A 21889-nucleotide genomic window follows, 5' to 3' on the forward strand; every position below is an offset into this window, starting at 1 on the left:
TTTAGGCAAAATCAATTCTCTTTTCTGAAGTCCGATGTCAGAAATTACTTTTCTGTACCACTTCGGCTCTCTTTTTCAGCCTCTGCACAGCCCTGTTGGCCGGGTCAAGTTCCAGTGCCTTATTAATGTATTTGTAAGCACTCTCTAAATCACCTTTTTGTAGGTATATTTCACCAAGGACAACATAGGGTTTGGGTACTTTTTTGTCTTTGAAACACTTTTTTAGCTTGTAGGCCAGTTCAAGTGCATTGTCATAGTTGCCGAGAGCAGCTTCCAGCGTCGACTCGTAACCGATGAGAAAAGGGGCCGGCTTTTTGAGCGATAGGTTATAGCTTTTTAGGGTGTCGAGTGCTTTTTGAGGCCCGTAAAGATAGTTTACGATCTCAAAGTACTCTGAGATAAAGTATACCTCATCCGGGTACTTCTGACCAATCAAGCCGAAGTTTTGCAGGCCGGTTTGCAAGGCGATGCCAATCTTTTCCGCCGTTTTCACACTATCCATTTCCTCTCTGGCATTCAGAAATTCTATCAGCATCACCGACACATCGGCCACGAGTTGTTCGTCTTCCGTTGCCAGGTGCTTTTTGCCGTTGATCTTTTCAAGTATTTCGTAGCGTTCTTTAATGTCGGGCGATATTCTACCGACAAGGCTTTGTCCTAAAATAAACTCAGGATCAAATGCTATGGCTTTTCGGTACGACTGCTCCGCCCGTGTATAGTCTGCATAGTCCATGATCTGCTTCCATCCAAGGTAGTAATAGTGTTTGGCGGAGTCAGACGGTGTGCTGAGAGGCAATAACTGCGCTTGGGCTTGAATTAAAAATGTGAAGAGTGTAATAAAAAGCAATAAAACCTTACTCATTAACTGTGTGTTGATAGCTTCTCAAAATGTAAAGCTATGAAAGTGAAGAAGATCGTACAACATGGCCTGGTATGAATGGCAAATGTAATTGCTTATTGGGTCAGGGATTCTTCGTAGTGGAATTTTAGAGATAGTGGTTGGTCGGCAGAAGCGGGCCTTTTGCATCAAGGGCTGAATGTTTAAAAGCGGCACAGAGAAATTGTTTTGAATACACATTTATTAGATTTACAAAGAATTTGAATTCCACATGATCATCTTAGAAAACATCCGGGAAGGTATCAAGGCTGTGCAAACGAACACACTAAGGTCAGTTCTTACAGCGATGATCATTGCTATAGGAATTACATCTTTGGTGGGTATTCTAACGGCCATAGAAGGCATACAGGCGTCTATCAATAACAGCTTGTCGGATTTGGGAGCTAACACCTTTGACGTCAGAACCAAACGATACGATAACCGCAGGTCCAGCGGAGTGGAAGAAAAACGGTATCCGGCCATCAACTACCGTGAGGCCCGAAGATTCCTTGATCTTTACAACTCCTATGGCACTCCCTCTCTCACCACGTGGGTAACCGGAGTCGCTGAGCTGAGCAGGGGGTCGAAAGTGACCAACCCAAACATGCGAATTGTGGGAGGGGACGCCAATATTCTCGTCGTTGAAGGTGGTGAGCTGTCGCAGGGGCGTAATTTTTCTCAGATTGAGGCACAGAATGGAGCTAACGTAGTCATTATTGGCGACGAGGTGTATAGTAATTTGTTCGAAAAGAACGAAAATCCTGTTAATCAATTCATTACTGCCTATGGGATCAGGTTCAGGGTGATTGGTGTTCTGGAAAAACAAGGAAATATTGGCGGAGACAGTGGGCTTGACAGGTACTTTTTGGTGCCCCTGGAAACTGCAAGAAGGGTAGACCCACGGCGGAACCTTCAATATACCATCACGGTAGCCATCAACGACCCCACTCAAATGGAGTATGCAATGGGCCAGGCCACAGGTCTCATGCGCTCTATCCGAAAGGACCCTTTGGGTGAGCCGGATTCATTTGATGTAGCCAGAAACCAATCGTTGGCTGAAAGCCTGGAGGAGATCACAGGCTACCTTCGAATGGGAGGCTTTGGAATAGGGTTCATCACACTTTTGGGTGCTTCCATCGGGCTTATGAACATTATGCTGGTTTCAGTTACAGAACGAACCCGGGAAATAGGCGTTCGAAAGGCGCTTGGTGCCTCACCGACTAAAATCAGACAGCAGTTTCTCATAGAGGCCATCGTTATCACACAAATGGGTGGTATTGGCGGGATTATTTTGGGTATTCTGGTTGGTAATCTGATTGCCAAGCTGCTGGAAGCCGATGGTTTTGTTATCCCCTGGTTTTGGATGATGGTCGGCTTGCTTATAGGTATGTTTGTGGGGATACTCAGCGGCTATTTACCTGCCTACAAAGCTTCGAAGCTAGACCCTATCGAATCCCTCCGGTTCGAATAATTGCCATGTAGTGGTAACAATTTCGTAAATTGTGCTTTCTTGCTTTTAAAGAATTTTGTTTCCGTGCAAGTACAATTTATGTTATCGACTACCTGGAGGTGCTTGTGGATATTTTTCTGGCTAATCTCTCTGCCTTTTTTTGTGAGGGGGCAGGAGATCGCTATTACCGGAGTTTACCAGGGCAAATCTCTGTTTGTTCAAAATCCTCTATCTGAGGGCGTTGAGAAGTTTTGTGTAAGAGAAGTATTGCTTAACGGGCGTGCGCTCAACCTTAATTTGAAGCTGTCAGCACTCGAGATTGACTTCAAAGGGCTCGACTTATACACGCCTGTTTCGATAAGAGTGCTTCACGACACCATTTGTTCTCCCAAGATTGTAAACCCGCAGGCCATTTTCTGGCATAGCTCTTTTCGCTTTAATAGCATTGTTTTCATTGAGGAGGAAGTCAAGTGGAACACCCGAGGAGAGAGGGAAAAAGCATCCTATATTATTGAAAGATTGGGGGGAGAAGATTGGATTGAAATAGATGAAATACCCTCACAGGGGCAATTTGCGTCCAGTGATTATTCTTACTTTCCTGAGCTGACCGAGGGCTCGAATAAATTCAGAGTAAAATACAGAGCAAGTGCCAACAACTATCTGTACTCTGACGAGGTTGAGTTTGTTTACTACAAGGTGCCCATCACCTTCACTCCCAAGGTGGTGTCCGACAAAATGACGCTATCGAGAGCGACTGCTTTCGAAATCTTAAATGAAAAGGAAGAAATAATCCTGACAGGAAACGCCAAAGAAATCCCTCTTCGTCTTTTGAAGCCTGGCAACTATTACATCATTCTCGACGGCTTTAAAGAGTCGTTTGTTAAGAAGTGAGGAGTTAATGTTGCTTGTTAAACCAGTGCAATTCCAAAGAACCTGTCCAAGACAGTCAGGATGAAGATAATACCCAGTACAATCGGGCAGAAGTAGCTCACCATCAGGTTGATGAATTTTTCTACAAAAGAGCCATGATAGTTAGGGTAACCCTGGGCAATCTCTTCATTGAGGTTGTGCTTTTTCCACACATAGGCGCCAAAGAACGAAATCAGGCAGCCGCCCAACGGCAGCAGGCTGTCATTAGCAATGTCCGACACCAGTGTCATGAAATCAGTCGGGTTGACGTTACCCATATAGGTGATAAAAGAAGAGAAGAAGGGAGAATAGCCATTGGCCATCAGCGACGGGATGCCAACTATAAATATGATTATTGCTATCAGCCAAACAGCCTTTTTTCTGTCTATTTTGAGTTCATCCACTGCGTAGGCCACAGGCACCTCCAGAAGTGATACAGTACTGGTGAGAGCTGCAAAAGAAAGCAAAAGGAAGAAGGAAGCGCCCACTATTATCCCGAGAATTGGCCCAAATGACTCAAAAACGCCAGGAAGTGTGGCAAAAATAAGTCCCGGACCACCGGTGACCTCGTGCAAGTTTCCCTCACTCATGTAGGCAACGAAGGGAAACATCATCAAACCTGCCAAAAATGCCACGGAAATATCGGTGAGGGTGATCAGGGCTGCGGAGGAGATAATGTTCTCGTCTTTAGATACGTAGCTGCCGTAGGTAATGAGTGCTCCCATACCTAAAGAAAGAGAAAAGAAAGCCTGACCAAGTGCACTGTATACTACTTCAAAATTGATTTCAGAAAAGTCGGGTACGAGGTAAAACTTAACCCCCTCCATGGCGTGAGGCAATGTCATGGCGTAGGCCACTAGCGAAATAATAAGAATGAGGAGGGTAGGCATCAGAATTTTGGAGGCTTTTTCGATGCCGCCGGACACACCCTTTGAAACAATAAAAGCAGTAGAGAACATGAACACAGCACCATAGGCTCCAATTTTGACCACATCCTTGATGTAATCTCCAAACTGCCCTCCAATGGCAAAGTTGCCCATTAACATTTCGAGAAAGTAGCCAAAGGCCCAACCAGCCACCACGTTATAGAAAGAAAGGATAAGCACGCCGGCTAGCACCCCCATTTTCCCAAGAAACTTCCATTTCGGAAATCCGAGAGCACCAAATGCTCCAACTGGGTCTTTTTGAGTTTTTCGACCTATGGCAATCTCAGTCACCATCACCGGAAAGCATAGGATGAAGCAAAAGCCGAGGTACATCAACACAAAGGCTGCTCCGCCACCGTCAGCTACTTCAAAAGGGAATTTCCAGATGTTGCCCAAACCAACAGCTGAACCAGCCGCTGCTGCAATGAAACCGATTTTACTATTGAAATTCCCTCTAGAAGCCATTTGGTAGTTAGGTTAAGTTTGTTTCCAACTTGCAATCTATCAAATGCGACGAAAAATCTTTATTACGTAGCGTCATAATTATTTCTGCGGTCAATTGTGGGCTTCGTAAGCGCCACTGTAAGAAGTCAGCCCGTATTTTGGATCTAATTATCGAATTCGTCTGCATAACTCCTCTCCGAGGGGCTCGCTTCTGTTAACTTACATTCCATGTAAGATTAATATCTGAATCTCACCTACCTGGGATGTAATCCCATCAAACCTATGGAACTTCAGTTCACATCAGTTTGTCAATGAAGCGATATAGTGGTCTTAGAGAGCTCAATAAATTAGATTAATTATACTTTAAATTAATATAATTCAATTATATTGAAGTAGGGCTGCTTCTTATTGAAATGACAAGGCGGGCTGGTTGTGGCCAACTCTTACACATGTAGTAATTCGGAAGAGATTGACAAACAGGCTACTTGGACGATTTTTATATTTGAAAAATGCTGGCGTTGCATTTCGTGAGAATTGGAAATGACGTGACTACTTATAAATAAGTATTTATTATCAGCCAAATTAAATTGATATGAATATTATTGGTATTAATTATATAATTCCTATGTTTATGCCTCAATTGTATTTTTACAGGTTGTTGCACCGCTACTGAGAGATTTTATAGGTTAAGTTGTATGAATAATTTGATGTTTACCAACCCCGCAAAAACTACAAAATAGAATAAAAGCCAACTTTAGTTTTTCTTTAGGTAACCCCGAATTTTCATCAGCTATTCCTGGATTATAAGGATCATAACTTGATCTGAGATCAGTGGTGTTAAGCTAGTCATTCAACAATCTTTTAGTTCAAACACCTCTTATCTTCGACGAAACTTTTTGTTATAGCATAGGATCTTTGCTATTTGTATCGTCAATAGTTATGACTTTCTGACAAAAATATTGTAATTATAAATCGGTGTTTTTTTCATCTGATCGAAATATGAATTGGACCATTTCTAACCTTAGCCGGTCATGAAGATAAATTTGGCAAAAATCAAACTGGCAATAATAGTTTGCCTTATTCCTTTTTTTGGTGCCAGGGCTCAGGAGTTCTCAGTAGGTGTTAACACACTTACTCCAAATAAGAACGCTGTTTTGCACCTGGTGTCCCCAAATAGTAATCAGGGATTCCTTGTTCCACAAGTTTCTACCAGTCAGCGGCAGTCCATGATTCCGATACTTGCTAGCGGAACCACTAACAATGGATTGATTGTGTATGACGGTGATGAAAACAGTTTCTACTATTGGGCCAATGGTGCGTGGCGCAAAGGGCTGGGTGTGTTTGAAGGAGCTGTTGCCGGCGGCGATTTGACCGGGACGTTCCCTAACCCTGTCTTGAAGCCTTCCATAGTAACTTTTGACAAGCTTGCACCTTTCAGCGTTATCGGTGAGAAGATAGCCCCTGGAGCAGTAACAACTAACAAAATTGAAAATGGTGCTGTTACCTCTGATAAGTTGGCTGTAAGCGGAGCTACAGCAGGCACATTTGGCAATGAGACAACGGTATCGCAAGTAACAGTGAATGACCGTGGCATCATCACAAGTGTGGCAAACGTCGCAATATCTATTGTGTCGGACAATATCGTTGATGGCAGCATCATTAATATTGACCTGGCTGACAATACCATTACTATCAATAAGATTGATGCCGAAGGGACGGTCTCCTCCGTATTGGGGACGGATGCAGCCGGTGCCCCAACCTGGATACCGCTAAGCAATTTTGCGAGCTCTACTTTAGCTACAAGCAATGTATTTATTGGCAACGACACAGGGACAGCCTCAGCCCAACCCGTTATCGGTGATGCCACTCTTACCTACACAGCTACAGGTGCCGATTTGCAGCTGGCGGCAGATGCGGTAACGGCTAACGAAATCGCTACAGGTGCCGTCACAAGTAATGAGATTTTGGATGGGGGGGTGCAAACCGCCGATATAGCCGATCAGAATGTCACTACTGCAAAAATTGCGGACGACGGAGTCACCGCTACCAAAATCAATGCTGACGTGGCTGGGGTCGGCCTGAGCCCAAATGGTACGACTGGTGCCCTGGATGTAAATGCAGGCAACGGTCTGACTATCAATGGCGATGACCTTGAAGCAGACATTGCTCAGTTGGCTGGTCAGGGCCTGGGGGCAAACACTGGGACTGGGGCAGTGGACATTAAAGTAGACGGCACTTCGCTCGAAATAGCATCTGATATTGTGCAGGTAGCGAGTGGTGGAATTAGCAATGCGAAACTTGCCGCTGATGCTGTTACTTCCGATAAAATTGCTGATGGCAGCATAAGCGCAGCCGATATAGCGACGGGAGCCGTCAGTACCGATGAGATTTTGGATCTTACCATTGCCACAGCGGACATAGCCGACAACGCTGTAACCAGAGATAAAATTAATGGCGATGTGGCAGGCGATGGCCTTGAGCAACATACAGATGGCACGCTAAGGGTGAAAGTAGGGAGTGGACTCTCTTTTGACCCTGATAAAAAGCTACAGTTGGCGATTGTGCCTAACGATGACGAATTTTTGATTGGTACCTCGTCGGGTTTTGAAGGAACCACGGTGGTGGGAGACATTAGTATGACCTATAATACTGGGACAGACCGAATTGACTCCAAAATACAGCCAGATAAAGTGACTGCCACAGAAATAGCTACAGATGCGGTTGGGAGTGCCGAAATTCTCGCTGGAGCGGTTAATACGTCCGAGCTTGCCGATGGCGCTGTGACCAATGCGAAATTAGGTGCCAGCGCTGTGACCTCCGATAAAATAGCTGATGGCACTATTCAGGCAGTAGACATTGTGAATTTGGGCGTAACCACCGCCAAGATTAATGACAATGCCATAACCACCGGTAAAATTGCAGACGGCCAGGTGCAGACATTGGATATTGCAGATGCAAATGTCACGACTGCCAAGATCGCCAATAATGCGATAGTGACCGGCAAACTAGCTGATGATGCAGTTACTCCTGCCAAATTGGATGCGCTTGTTGCTGGCTTGGGTTTGGTTCAAAATGTTACAGGCGCTTTGGACATAGGAGAGGGCAATGGTATCAAGGTAAATGCTAATGATATTGAGGTAGACCTGAGCGATATTGATGGTGTAGCCTTGCAGGAGAATGCTGGTGTGCTTGACGTTCAGTTCGATGATGTGACGATTGGTGTCAATGCCGATAAACTTGAAGTTAAGGATGCTGGCATCGTTACGGCGAAACTAAATGATGGTGCTGTCACAAACGCAAAATTGGCTGATAACTCGGTTTCAACAGGAAAGATAGTCGATGGGACAATACAGGCAGGGGATATTGCCGACGGGAATATTACCAATGTAAAACTGGCAGCCAATTCAGTAAATACTGGAAAGATTGAAGATGGTCAGGTTCAAACGGCCGATCTGGCTGACGCCAACGTGACAACCGCCAAGGTAGCTGACTCAAATATTACCACTGCTAAACTAGCCGATGATGCAGTAAACGCAGCTAAACTCAATGCAGATGTAGCAGGTGCTGGACTTGTTCAGAATGGAACAACTGGAGCGATAGACATCGGTGCTGGCAATGGCATTACGGTGAATGCTAATAATATTCAGGTAGATATTTCAGGTATTGCAGGAACTGCCTTGGCTGATGATGGCAGCGACGGAACCCTTGATGTGCAGGTGGATGGAAGCACTATTGGTGTAAATGCAAACAAACTTTATGTGCCTGCTTCCGGCATAACAGCTACACAACTTGCGAATGACGCTGTCACAACTAACAAGTTGATCAATGACGCAGTTACCACCAGTAAAATCGCTGATGGTAATGTGCAAACAGCGGATATTGCTGACGCCAATGTGACAACCGTAAAAATTGCTGACAACGCTATTACAACAGCTAAAATACAGGATGGTCAGGTGCAGACCAGTGACATTGCTGATGCCAACGTAACCACAGCAAAAATTGCTGATGGAAATGTGACAACAGCTAAGCTGAATGATGATGCAGTTACTGCAGCTAAACTGAACGCTGACGTATCTGGAGCAGGCTTAATCCAAAATGGAACAACTGGCGCAATTGACATCGGGGCAGGAAATGGCATCACTGTGAATGCTGACAATATTCAGGTTGATATTTCTGGTATTGCAGGAACTGCATTGGCTGACGATGGAACTGATGGCACTTTGGATGTGCAGGTAGACGGTAGCACCATTGGAGTAACAGGCAATGCCCTTTTTGTACCAAATGCCGGAATTGGCACTGCCCAAATCGCCAACGCAGGCGTAACAACAGCAAAACTCGCTGACGGCAATGTGACGACGGTGAAAATTGCCGATGGCAGTGTCACGACAGCCAAAATTGCCGATGGCAATGTCTTAACTGGTAAGATCGCAAATGATGCGATTACAAGTGCCAAGATACAAGACGGGCAGGTGCAAACGAGCGACATTGCGGATGGCACCATCCAAACGATAGATATCGGCGATAATCAAGTGACTGTTGCTAAACTCCAAAACGGTACGCCGGGTAACACTCAATTGATAGTGGCTGACCAAACGACAGGGGAGCCCGGTTACGTGAACTTATCCACAGTAATCGGAAATTTAGCTGGGAATGGTCTGGTTGGGAATGTGGAAAAGATCGATGCCAACGTCGATGACGTTACCATTGAAGTGGTAACTGATAAATTGCAGTTGAAAGATGGGGGAATTACCAATCCAAAAATAGCCAGCAGAACAATTACATTTGATAAATTGTCTGGAACAGCAGGCTTTGAAAATTCATTGCTAATTAACAACTCTTCGAATTTTCCCGTTTGGTTCGCACCAGGATCCAATCAAGTACTTATTACTAGCTCGGGAGGAAGTATTACGACTAAGCCAATAGGTGAATTTGCCACCAATAACCTCGCTTATGGAAGTATTTTTATCGGAAATTCTTCAGGTATCTCCACTCAATTGAGTGTGAATAATGCTGGCAACTTAATTATAGGTAACGGAACTTCAGCCGCTTCGCTGCCATTGACTGGTGATATTAATCTGAATGGTGCTGGTGCGACATCAATCCAAAACAACGCCGTTCAGGGTGATGACATCGACGTTACCTCCGGGAACTTTGTAGTTGCAGGACCCAATCAAGTACAGCTCAACAACACAAATGGCCTGCAGGTGGCTAACGCTACCGATTTGAATGGTAGCCTGACTATGGATGGCTCTACTTTCAGTTTGGACGCAACCGGAGCCTCGAACGTGACGACCACTGCTGGGGCGTTGACGCTGCAAGGTGCCGGAGGCGTGAACATAGGAGCCACTGGCGTGCTGACTAATGTCATCGGGGGTTTGAACGTTACCCAGGATGCAGATATTGATGGTAACACAACCCTTAATGGTAACGTGACGCTGGGAGATGCCTCAACCGATGGTGTAACCGTAACAGGAGAGATACTTGGAGGCAGCCCACTTAATTTTGAAGGGTCAACCAACAATAATATATACACCACTTTTTCCATTACTGATCCAACTATAGCCCGTACGATTAACTTTCCAAATGCGAGTGGAACGGTTGTCTTGTCGAGTGGGTTGTCGTTAGCTAATAACCTGGCTTTAACCTCTGATAATAACGGGCAAATTGCCAATGCCACCGACCTTCAGCCATTTACAGTAGAAAGTAATGACATTAATATAGGTGATGATGCAAGTGATCAGGTCGACTTCATTGGCCAGGTCGACTTCAATGGTAACGTGGATGCCAATGCAGGATTAGACGTTACAGGTGGCGCTTTGACTGTAGACAACCAGGCTATCACTCAGACGACAGGGGGTCAGGTAAGCTTTGCGGGCAATGTAGACGCTACGAATGGTTTAGATGTTACGGGAAATGCCTTAACGGTAACCGGCCAGGCATTGACCCAGACAGTAGGTCAGGTTAGTTTGGGAGGCAATGTAGATGCGACCAATGGTTTAGATGTAAGTGGGGCTGACTTGACAGTGAATGGAGGCTTCACGGTAACGAATGGTACAGGTGCCTTAGATGCTGGAGCTACAGAGCTAACGAGTTTAAGTTTTGATGCGAGTGCTACTACGGCAGATGATATATTGACATCGGTAAGAGCAGATGGAGTAGCAACAGATACCAAGCTAGTAACAGAGAAGGCCGTTCGGGATGCGATCACTGGCAGCGTAACTGCCGACAACGGTTTGACCGAAGAGGCAGACGGCAATATTAAGCTAGGTGGCCCCTTGACTGAGGCGACGACAGTAGCTACCGCTGCTGGTTTTGGTTTAACGGTAACCACAGATGGGGGGGACAGCTTTGTAGTAGACGGAGCCAATGGAGATTTAACAGTAGATACAGACGGCAATGTAAGTCTTGATGGAACAGCGACCTTGACGACCAATGATCAGGTCGACTTCAATGGTAACGTGGATGCCAATGCAGGATTAGACGTTACAGGTGGCGCTTTGACTGTAGACAACCAGGCTATCACTCAGACGACAGGGGGTCAGGTAAGCTTTGCGGGCAATGTAGACGCTACGAATGGTTTAGATGTTACGGGAAATGCCTTAACGGTAACCGGCCAGGCATTGACCCAGACAATAGGTCAGGTTAGTTTGGGAGGCAATGTAGATGCGACCAATGGTTTAGATGTAAGTGGGGCTGACTTGACAGTGAATGGAGGCTTCACGGTAACGAATGGTACAGGTGCCTTAGATGCTGGAGCTACAGAGCTAACGAGTTTAAGTTTTGATGCGAGTGCTACTACGGCAGATGATATATTGACATCGGTAAGAGCAGATGGAGTAGCAACAGATACCAAGCTAGTAACAGAGAAGGCCGTTCGGGATGCGATCACTGGCAGCGTAACTGCCGACAACGGTTTGACCGAAGAGGCAGACGGCAATATTAAGCTAGGTGGCCCCTTGACCGAGGCGACGACAGTAGCTACCGCTGCTGGTTTTGGTTTAACGGTAACCACAGATGGGGGGGACAGCTTTGTAGTAGACGGAGCCAATGGAGATTTAACAGTAGATACGGACGGCAATGTAAGTCTTGATGGAACAGCGACCTTGACGACCAATGATCAGGTCGACTTCAATGGTAACGTGGATGCCAATGCAGGATTAGACGTTACAGGTGGCGCTTTGACTGTAGACAACCAGGCTATCACTCAGACGACAGGGGGTCAGGTAAGCTTTGCGGGCAATGTAGACGCTACGAATGGTTTAGATGTTACGGGAAATGCCTTAACGGTAACCGGCCAGGCATTGACCCAGACAATAGGTCAGGTTAGTTTGGGAGGCAATGTAGATGCGACCAATGGTTTAGATGTAAGTGGGGCTGACTTGACAGTGAATGGAGGCTTCACGGTAACGAATGGTACAGGTGCCTTAGATGCTGGAGCTACAGAGCTAACGAGTTTAAGTTTTGATGCGAGTGCTACTACGGCAGATGATATATTGACATCGGTTCGGGCAGATGGAGTAGCAACAGATACCAAGCTAGTAACAGAGAAGGCCGTTCGGGATGCGATCACTGGCAGCGTAACTGCCGACAACGGTTTGACCGAAGAGGCAGACGGCAATATTAAGCTAGGTGGCCCCTTGACTGAGGCGACGACAGTAGCTACCGCTGCTGGTTTTGGTTTAACGGTAACCACAGATGGGGGGGACAGCTTTGTAGTAGACGGAGCCAATGGAGATTTAACAGTAGATACAGACGGCAATGTAAGTCTTGATGGAACAGCGACCTTGACGACCAATGATCAGGTCGACTTCAATGGTAACGTGGATGCCAATGCAGGATTAGACGTTACAGGTGGCGCTTTGACTGTAGACAACCAGGCTATCACTCAGACGACAGGGGGTCAGGTAAGCTTTGCGGGCAATGTAGACGCTACGAATGGTTTAGATGTTACGGGAAATGCCTTAACGGTAACCGGCCAGGCATTGACCCAGACAGTAGGTCAGGTTAGTTTGGGAGGCAATGTAGATGCGACCAATGGTTTAGATGTAAGTGGGGCTGACTTGACAGTGAATGGAGGCTTCACGGTAACGAATGGTACAGGTGCCTTAGATGCTGGAGCTACAGAGCTAACGAGTTTAAGTTTTGATGCGAGTGCTACTACGGCAGATGATATATTGACATCGGTAAGAGCAGATGGAGTAGCAACAGATACCAAGCTAGTAACAGAGAAGGCCGTTCGGGATGCGATCACTGGCAGCGTGAGTGCCGACAACGGTTTGACCGAAGAGGCAGACGGCAATATTAAGCTAGGTGGCCCCTTGACTGAGGCGACGACAGTAGCTACCGCTGCTGGTTTTGGTTTAACGGTAACCACAGATGGGGGGGACAGCTTTGTAGTAGACGGAGCCAATGGAGATTTAACAGTAGATACAGACGGCAATGTAAGTCTTGATGGAACAGCGACCTTGACGACCAATGATCAGGTCGACTTCAATGGTAACGTGGATGCCAATGCAGGATTAGACGTTACAGGTGGCGCTTTGACTGTAGACAACCAGGCTATCACTCAGACGACAGGGGGTCAGGTAAGCTTTGCGGGCAATGTAGACGCTACGAATGGTTTAGATGTTACGGGAAATGCCTTAACGGTAACCGGCCAGGCATTGACCCAGACAATAGGTCAGGTTAGTTTGGGAGGCAATGTAGATGCGACCAATGGTTTAGATGTAAGTGGGGCTGACTTGACAGTGAATGGAGGCTTCACGGTAACGAATGGTACAGGTGCCTTAGATGCTGGAGCTACAGAGCTAACGAGTTTAAGTTTTGATGCGAGTGCTACTACGGCAGATGATATATTGACATCGGTTCGGGCAGATGGAGTAGCAACAGATACCAAGCTAGTAACAGAGAAGGCCGTTCGGGATGCGATCACTGGCAGCGTAACTGCCGACAACGGTTTGACCGAAGAGGCAGACGGCAATATTAAGCTAGGTGGCCCCTTGACTGAGGCGACGACAGTAGCTACCGCTGCTGGTTTTGGTTTAACGGTAACCACAGATGGGGGGGACAGCTTTGTAGTAGACGGAGCCAATGGAGATTTAACAGTAGATACGGACGGCAATGTAAGTCTTGATGGAACAGCGACCTTGACGACCAATGATCAGGTCGACTTCAATGGTAACGTGGATGCCAATGCAGGATTAGACGTTACAGGTGGCGCTTTGACTGTAGACAACCAGGCTATCACTCAGACGACAGGGGGTCAGGTAAGCTTTGCGGGCAATGTAGACGCTACGAATGGTTTAGATGTTACGGGAAATGCCTTAACGGTAACCGGCCAGGCATTGACCCAGACAGTAGGTCAGGTTAGTTTGGGAGGCAATGTAGATGCGACCAATGGTTTAGATGTAAGTGGGGCTGACTTGACAGTGAATGGAGGCTTCACGGTAACGAATGGTACAGGTGCCTTAGATGCTGGAGCTACAGAGCTAACGAGTTTAAGTTTTGATGCGAGTGCTACTACGGCAGATGATATATTGACATCGGTAAGAGCAGATGGAGTAGCAACAGATACCAAGCTAGTAACAGAGAAGGCCGTTCGGGATGCGATCACTGGCAGCGTGAGTGCCGACAACGGTTTGACCGAAGAGGCAGACGGCAATATTAAGCTAGGTGGCCCCTTGACTGAGGCGACGACAGTAGCTACCGCTGCTGGTTTTGGTTTAACGGTAACCACAGATGGGGGGGACAGCTTTGTAGTAGACGGAGCCAATGGAGATTTAACAGTAGATACAGACGGCAATGTAAGTCTTGATGGAACAGCGACCTTGACGACCAATGATCAGGTCGACTTCAATGGTAACGTGGATGCCAATGCAGGATTAGACGTTACAGGTGGCGCTTTGACTGTAGACAACCAGGCTATCACTCAGACGACAGGGGGTCAGGTAAGCTTTGCGGGCAATGTAGACGCTACGAATGGTTTAGATGTTACGGGAAATGCCTTAACGGTAACCGGCCAGGCATTGACCCAGACAATAGGTCAGGTTAGTTTGGGAGGCAATGTAGATGCGACCAATGGTTTAGATGTAAGTGGGGCTGACTTGACAGTGAATGGAGGCTTCACGGTAACGAATGGTACAGGTGCCTTAGATGCTGGAGCTACAGAGCTAACGAGTTTAAGTTTTGATGCGAGTGCTACTACGGCAGATGATATATTGACATCGGTTCGGGCAGATGGAGTAGCAACAGATACCAAGCTAGTAACAGAGAAGGCCGTTCGGGATGCGATCACTGGCAGCGTAACTGCCGACAACGGTTTGACCGAAGAGGCAGACGGCAATATTAAGCTAGGTGGCCCCTTGACTGAGGCGACGACAGTAGCTACCGCTGCTGGTTTTGGTTTAACGGTAACCACAGATGGGGGGGACAGCTTTGTAGTAGACGGAGCCAATGGAGATTTAACAGTAGATACAGACGGCAATGTAAGTCTTGATGGAACAGCGACCTTGACGACCAATGATCAGGTCGACTTCAATGGTAACGTGGATGCCAATGCAGGATTAGACGTTACAGGTGGCGCTTTGACTGTAGACAACCAGGCTATCACTCAGACGACAGGGGGTCAGGTAAGCTTTGCGGGCAATGTAGACGCTACGAATGGTTTAGATGTTACGGGAAATGCCTTAACGGTAACCGGCCAGGCATTGACCCAGACAGTAGGTCAGGTTAGTTTGGGAGGCAATGTAGATGCGACCAATGGTTTAGATGTAAGTGGGGCTGACTTGACAGTGAATGGAGGCTTCACGGTAACGAATGGTACAGGTGCCTTAGATGCTGGAGCTACAGAGCTAACGAGTTTAAGTTTTGATGCGAGTGCTACTACGGCAGATGATATATTGACATCGGTAAGAGCAGATGGAGTAGCAACAGATACCAAGCTAGTAACAGAGAAGGCCGTTCGGGATGCGATCACTGGCAGCGTGAGTGCCGACAACGGTTTGACCGAAGAGGCAGACGGCAATATTAAGCTAGGTGGCCCCTTGACTGAGGCGACGACAGTAGCTACCGCTGCTGGTTTTGGTTTAACGGTAACCACAGATGGGGGGGACAGCTTTGTAGTAGACGGAGCCAATGGAGATTTAACAGTAGATACAGACGGCAATGTAAGTCTTGATGGAACAGCGACCTTGACGACCAATGATCAGGTCGACTTCAATGGTAACGTGGATGCCAATGCAGGATTAGACGTTACAGGTGGCGCTTTGACTGTAGACAACCAGGCTATCACTCAGACGACAGGGGGTCAGGTAAGCTTTGCGGGCAATGTAGACGCTACGAATGGTTTAGATGTTACGGGAAATGCCTTAACGGTAACCGGCCAGGCATTGACCCAGACAATAGGTCAGGTTAGTTTGGGAGGCAATGTAGATGCGACCAATGGTTTAGATGTAAGTGGGGCTGACTTGACAGTGAATGGAGGCTTCACGGTAACGAATGGTACAGGTGCCTTAGATGCTGGAGCTACAGAGCTAACGAGTTTAAGTTTTGATGCGAGTGCTACTACGGCAGATGATATATTGACATCGGTAAGAGCAGATGGAGTAGCAACAGATACCAAGCTAGTAACAGAGAAGGCCGTTCGGGATGCGATCACTGGCAGCGTAACTGCCGACAACGGTTTGACCGAAGAGGCAGACGGCAATATTAAGCTAGGTGGCCCCTTGACTGAGGCGACGACAGTAGCTACCGCTGCTGGTTTTGGTTTAACGGTAACCACAGATGGGGGGGACAGCTTTGTAGTAGACGGAGCCAATGGAGATTTAACAGTAGATACAGACGGCAATGTAAGTCTTGATGGAACAGCGACCTTGACGACCAATGATCAGGTCGACTTCAATGGTAACGTGGATGCCAATGCAGGATTAGACGTTACAGGTGGCGCTTTGACTGTAGACAACCAGGCTATCACTCAGACGACAGGGGGTCAGGTAAGCTTTGCGGGCAATGTAGACGCTACGAATGGTTTAGATGTTACGGGAAATGCCTTAACGGTAACCGGCCAGGCATTGACCCAGACAGTAGGTCAGGTTAGTTTGGGAGGCAATGTAGATGCGACCAATGGTTTAGATGTAAGTGGGGCTGACTTGACAGTGAATGGAGGCTTCACGGTAACGAATGGTACAGGTGCCTTAGATGCTGGAGCTACAGAGCTAACGAGTTTAAGTTTTGATGCGAGTGCTACTACGGCAGATGATATATTGACATCGGTAAGAGCAGATGGAGTAGCAACAGATACCAAGCTAGTAACAGAGAAGGCCGTTCGGGATGCGATCACTGGCAGCGTGAGTGCCGACAACGGTTTGACCGAAGAGGCAGACGGCAATATTAAGCTAGGTGGCCCCTTGACTGAGGCGACGACAGTAGCTACCGCTGCTGGTTTTGGTTTAACGGTAACCACAGATGGGGGGGACAGCTTTGTAGTAGACGGAGCCAATGGAGATTTAACAGTAGATACGGACGGCAATGTAAGTCTTGATGGAACAGCGACCTTGACGACCAATGATCAGGTCGACTTCAATGGTAACGTGGATGCCAATGCAGGATTAGACGTTACAGGTGGCGCTTTGACTGTAGACAACCAGGCTATCACTCAGACGACAGGGGGTCAGGTAAGCTTTGCGGGCAATGTAGACGCTACGAATGGTTTAGATGTTACGGGAAATGCCTTAACGGTAACCGGCCAGGCATTGACCCAGACAGTAGGTCAGGTTAGTTTGGGAGGCAATGTAGATGCGACCAATGGTTTAGATGTAAGTGGGGCTGACTTGACAGTGAATGGAGGCTTCACGGTAACGAATGGTACAGGTGCCTTAGATGCTGGAGCTACAGAGCTAACGAGTTTAAGTTTTGATGCGAGTGCTACTACGGCAGATGATATATTGACATCGGTAAGAGCAGATGGAGTAGCAACAGATACCAAGCTAGTAACAGAGAAGGCCGTTCGGGATGCATTTACAGCGAGCAATACATTAACATCAGCGAATATATTTGTAGGTAATGCTTCGAATGTTGCGACAGGGGTTGCTTTGGGTGGTGATGCATCTATTGACAATGCAGGATTGCTGACGATCAGTTCAAACGCAGTCGGTTCAAGTGAGATAGCTAACGACGAGATAGTAGATGCCGATATTAACTCAGCCGCAGCTATAAGTGCAACAAAACTACAATCGTCCGTGATGGTGGAGGGTGAAGATGTAAGCTTGCTCAACAATGATGTTGGTTATTTGACGGCAGTCACAAGTGCTACCATCACCAATGATGAAATAGTAGATGCCGATATTAACTCAGCCGCAGCTATAAGTGCATCAAAACTACAAGCCTCTGTGATGGTTGAGGGTGAAGATGTGAGTTTACTCAACAATGATGCTGGTTATTTGACGACAGTCACAAGTGCTGCCATCACCAACGATGAAATAGTAGATGCTGACATCAATTCAGCCGCAGCTATAAGCGCATCAAAACTACAAGCCTCTGTGATGGTTGAGGGTGAAGATGTGAGTTTACTCAACAATGATGCTGGTTATTTGACGACAGTCACAAGTGCTGCCATCACCAATGATGAAATAGTAGATGCTGACATCAATTCAGCCGCAGCTATAAGTGCATCAAAACTACAAGCCTCTGTGATGGTTGAGGGTGAAGATGTGAGTTTACTCAACAATGATGCTGGTTATTTGACGACAGTCACAAGTGCTGCCATCACCAATGATGAAATAGTAGATGCCGATATTAACTCAGCCGCAGCTATAAGCGCATCAAAACTACAAGCCTCTGTGATGGTTGAGGGTGAAGATGTGAGTTTACTCAACAATGATGCTGGTTATTTGACGACAGTCACAAGTGCTGCCATCACCAATGATGAAATAGTAGATGCTGACATCAATTCAGCCGCAGCTATAAGCGCATCAAAACTACAAGCTTCTGTGATGGTTGAGGGTGAAGATGTGAGTTTACTCAACAATGATGCTGGTTATTTGACGACAGTCACAAGTGCTGCCATCACCAATGATGAAATAGTAGATGCTGACATCAATTCAGCCGCAGCTATAAGCGCATCAAAACTACAAGCTTCTGTGATGGTTGAGGGTGAAGATGTGAGTTTACTCAACAATGATGCTGGTTATTTGACGACAGTCACAAGTGCTACCATCACCAATGATGAAATAGTAAATGCTGATATTAACTCGGCGGCTGCCATAGACGCTACAAAAATTGCGAATGGGTCTGTCGACAACACGGAGTTCCAGTTTGTTAATAACTTAGATCAGTCTCTGGCAACCACTGCGAATGTAACGTTCAACGGTATTACCGTAACGAATGTGTCGGGCGCAACAACTGGAGGAACATTAACTATCGATGGCTCTGGCACCTTCTCCACCTCTGATATTAGACTCAAAGAAAATATCAGGCCGCTTGAAAACCCCCTTGATAAAATATTAGCAACAGAAGGGCTTTCATACAACTATAAGGCTGAGTCAAGCCAAGACGTTCATTTTGGTGTGATTGCGCAAGAAATTGAAAAGCTATTTCCTCACATGGTGAAGGAAAACCAACAGGGATTCAAAACAGTGAACTACACCGAACTCATCCCTGTCCTCATCGAAGCCATCAAAGAGCAGCAGAAGCTGATTGAGAAGTTAATGGCCGACCTCAGTGATGAGAAAACAACTAAGGAAGAGATGAAAGCGGCACTTGACAAACAAATGAAGCTTTCCGAAATGCAAATGAAGCTCATGGCGCAGTTGCAAATGGAAAACTCTTCCATGAAGAGTGACATCGACCTTATTAAAGAGCAGATGGGTATCAAGTCAGCGACCAAAACCAATGAATAAGGTACTTGCTACCATATTGCTCAGTTTACTGGCTGCCACTTCGGTGGCAGCTCAGGGGCTCTATACCCCATCGGGCGTTCAGTTGAAAGTAGGAAGCTCGGCCAGCCTCAAAATTGGTGGTGACCTGACTAATAAAGGTCAGGTATATGATGAGGGACTGCTTGTTATCGATGGTGCTGTCAACAACGAAAACAGGTTGAATATCAGTAACAATGCCTCAACACCACCGGTATTGGACTCCAACGGCCTCATCAACAATACAGGTAATTTAGAAAATGTAGGCCTCATCAGAGTTTCTGGGAATTGGAGCAATACAGGTACCTATAACGGTATAGACGGTGAGATTGAACTGGATGGCACTTCTGACCAAACATTCTCAAGTACGCCCACCGATGTGCACAGTATTGTGGTAAATTCAACTGGTACAACGCTATTTACTGGAGACACTGTTCGTGTGGTCGGAATGATCAACTTTGTTAATGGTTATGTGGACGCTAATCCTGGTAGCTATTTGGTCATTGAAGATGGAGCAGAGGTGCTTGGTGGCAGCGACAACTCTTACTCGGAGGGAAAACTTTATCACCGGGGGCTTGGGTATAAGTTCTTTCCAGTGGGAAATGACGCACTCTATTTACCTGTTTATCTGGAGAATGTTTTTGGCGAAAACCCCCTCATAGGTGTGGAAGTTGGTGCTTTTTCTCAGGCACCTTTTCCGGATCGGCTTTTGGTCGGCGTTGCCGAGGACTACTATTGGGATATTGAAACTGCGTTGGGCAGATTTGATAGCAGCAAAGTAACCGTCGACTATGTGGGTGCTGACCTTGAAAGCAGCCAGAACCGAAATGACATTGCTTTTGATAGCGCCACGCCTGCGCTGGCAGAGGCGGAGTCTCTTGACGAGCCATTTACAAACTTGTTCACAACAGATGACTCTGTCGAAGATCCTGACTTGTTTTCCTCAGGTCTGCTTACTGGAGAAAAAAGTTTCACAAAAAGGTACCTGGCTGTAGCCCTTTCCCCTAAGGTACCTGCCGACGGTGTGTCCTATATCCCAACCGCTTTTTCTCCATTGTCAGTCAATGAGGAAGATCAGGTCTTGAAATTTTACAGTGAGAAGGTGATTCCTGATGGGTTTTCATTCAAAATCTATGATCGCTTTGGCGACGTTTTGTATGAGACCAACGATTTGTCGGATGCGCAGACCAACGGATGGAATGGCTTGCTTAAGAGTGGGAAGCCGGCGTCAGGTGGGTATTACTTTTACTCCGCAAAGTTTGAGTTTTTTAATGGAAGAAAAATGTCGAAAACTGGGCAGGTAATGCTAATAAGATGACGAATATGCTGAAATTTATATGTTTTCTTATGTTGGCTTGCTTCACTTTTAGTGCCTCTGGACAGAACAGCCAATTTTCGCAGTACTATACCTCATCTTTGTTTCTAAATCCTTCGTTTGCGGGCATTCCGCCCGATTTGCAGGTATCTCTTAATCACAAAAGACAGTTTCAAACTTCTGGAATTTCCAACGAACTTTCACAGTTTTCGATACTCTACCCCTTCGTTTCTAGTGGCTTCAATGCACGGCAGTTTGGAGGCATTGGCGTGACAGCATTCAGTGAAAGTATTGGGGATAACTTTTTCAAGAACAATGGTTTTTTGGTTTCCACCGCCTACAACCTTAGGTTGGGCGACTTTAGTCCGGACTACGTAATCTTCGGGCTCCAGGGAGGGTATTTTAACGAAAGCATTAATTTCGGTAATCTGCAGTGGGGATCGCAGTATACGCCATACCTGGTTTCTGGCTTTGACCCGAATGCGGCAGATCCGTCTGCACAGTTCAACGATATGGTGCATTACCCGGTCTTCAATGCGGGTTTGACCTACTACTTTAACCCCGCCCGAACATACAGGCTCTATAAGTATAGCGCCTTCTCAGGGTTCTCATTCAAGAACTTGAATCGTCCAAATACTTCTTTTATGGGAGGGGAGGTAGCTCGTAAGCCAATTTTTATGGCCTATCATGGAGGCATGGAATTTAGCATTTCCCATAAGTTGAGGTGGTCTCCCAATGGAATTTTTTACTACTCCACTGATAATCGGTATCAGTTTAATATGGGGAGCTATGTTGGCTACAGCTTTAGCGACAACCGCTCACTCAAAGCAAACAACCTCTACCTCACCTTCGGACTTTGGTATCGACTGAGGGATTCTTTTATTTTCACAACCGGCTTTCAGAATAATAATTTACAGATGGCTTTTAGCTATGACCTGAACAAGGCCTATTTGTTTACGGATCCAAACGAATCGCTTGTGCCATCTTTTGAAATTTCATTAACTTACACTTTAGGTAAGGACAAGAAGGGCGGTAGCTCGTCTAATCCGTTATTTTAGT

Annotated in this window: 7 protein-coding genes; 5 read left to right on the forward strand and 2 right to left on the reverse strand. The window is 46.4% G+C overall.

The window, feature by feature from the left end:
- Nucleotides 1–37: 37 nt before the first annotated feature.
- Nucleotides 38–862 (reverse strand): tetratricopeptide repeat protein, encoded by an 825-nt coding sequence (locus ACMVP2_RS23610; protein ID WP_416865381.1) that lies wholly within the window; start codon nt 860–862, stop codon nt 38–40.
- Between the two features lie 247 nt (nt 863–1109).
- Here ACMVP2_RS23610 and ACMVP2_RS23615 point away from each other — a divergent pair, with 247 nt between their 5' ends.
- Both ACMVP2_RS23615 and ACMVP2_RS23620 read left to right on the forward strand, forming a co-directional pair.
- Nucleotides 1110–2348, forward strand: coding sequence for an ABC transporter permease (locus ACMVP2_RS23615; RefSeq protein WP_339792628.1), 1239 nt, complete (start codon nt 1110–1112; stop codon nt 2346–2348).
- A gap of 78 nt (nt 2349–2426) precedes the next feature.
- On the forward strand, nt 2427–3218 hold the full coding sequence (locus ACMVP2_RS23620; protein WP_416865382.1) for a hypothetical protein: 792 nt from the start codon (nt 2427–2429) through the stop codon (nt 3216–3218).
- Nucleotides 3219–3235: 17 nt separating this feature from the next.
- Here the strand turns inward: ACMVP2_RS23620 and ACMVP2_RS23625 are convergent, their stop codons facing one another.
- Complete coding sequence (locus ACMVP2_RS23625; RefSeq protein WP_416865383.1) at nt 3236–4627, reverse strand: sodium-dependent transporter; 1392 nt, start codon at nt 4625–4627, stop codon at nt 3236–3238.
- 1010 nt (nt 4628–5637) lie between these two features.
- Between ACMVP2_RS23625 and ACMVP2_RS23630 the strand changes: the two genes are divergently transcribed.
- Genes ACMVP2_RS23630 through ACMVP2_RS23640 form a run of 3 tightly spaced genes read left to right on the forward strand, consistent with a single transcriptional unit; the run spans nt 5638 to nt 21888 of the window.
- Nucleotides 5638–19500: a tail fiber domain-containing protein gene (locus tag ACMVP2_RS23630; RefSeq protein WP_416865384.1), complete on the forward strand. Its 13863-nt coding sequence runs from the start codon at nt 5638–5640 to the stop codon at nt 19498–19500.
- Nucleotides 19493–20833 (forward strand): gliding motility-associated C-terminal domain-containing protein, encoded by a 1341-nt coding sequence (locus ACMVP2_RS23635; RefSeq protein WP_339795118.1) that lies wholly within the window; start codon nt 19493–19495, stop codon nt 20831–20833. The genes ACMVP2_RS23630 and ACMVP2_RS23635 overlap by 8 nt, the downstream gene beginning before the upstream one ends.
- Before the next feature lie 5 nt (nt 20834–20838).
- Complete coding sequence (locus ACMVP2_RS23640; protein ID WP_339795120.1) at nt 20839–21888, forward strand: PorP/SprF family type IX secretion system membrane protein; 1050 nt, start codon at nt 20839–20841, stop codon at nt 21886–21888.
- The last annotated feature ends 1 nt before the right edge of the window (nt 21889 follow it).

Source organism: Imperialibacter sp., from assembly GCF_048007035.1.
In the GTDB taxonomy this organism is placed as follows: domain Bacteria; phylum Bacteroidota; class Bacteroidia; order Cytophagales; family Cyclobacteriaceae; genus Imperialibacter.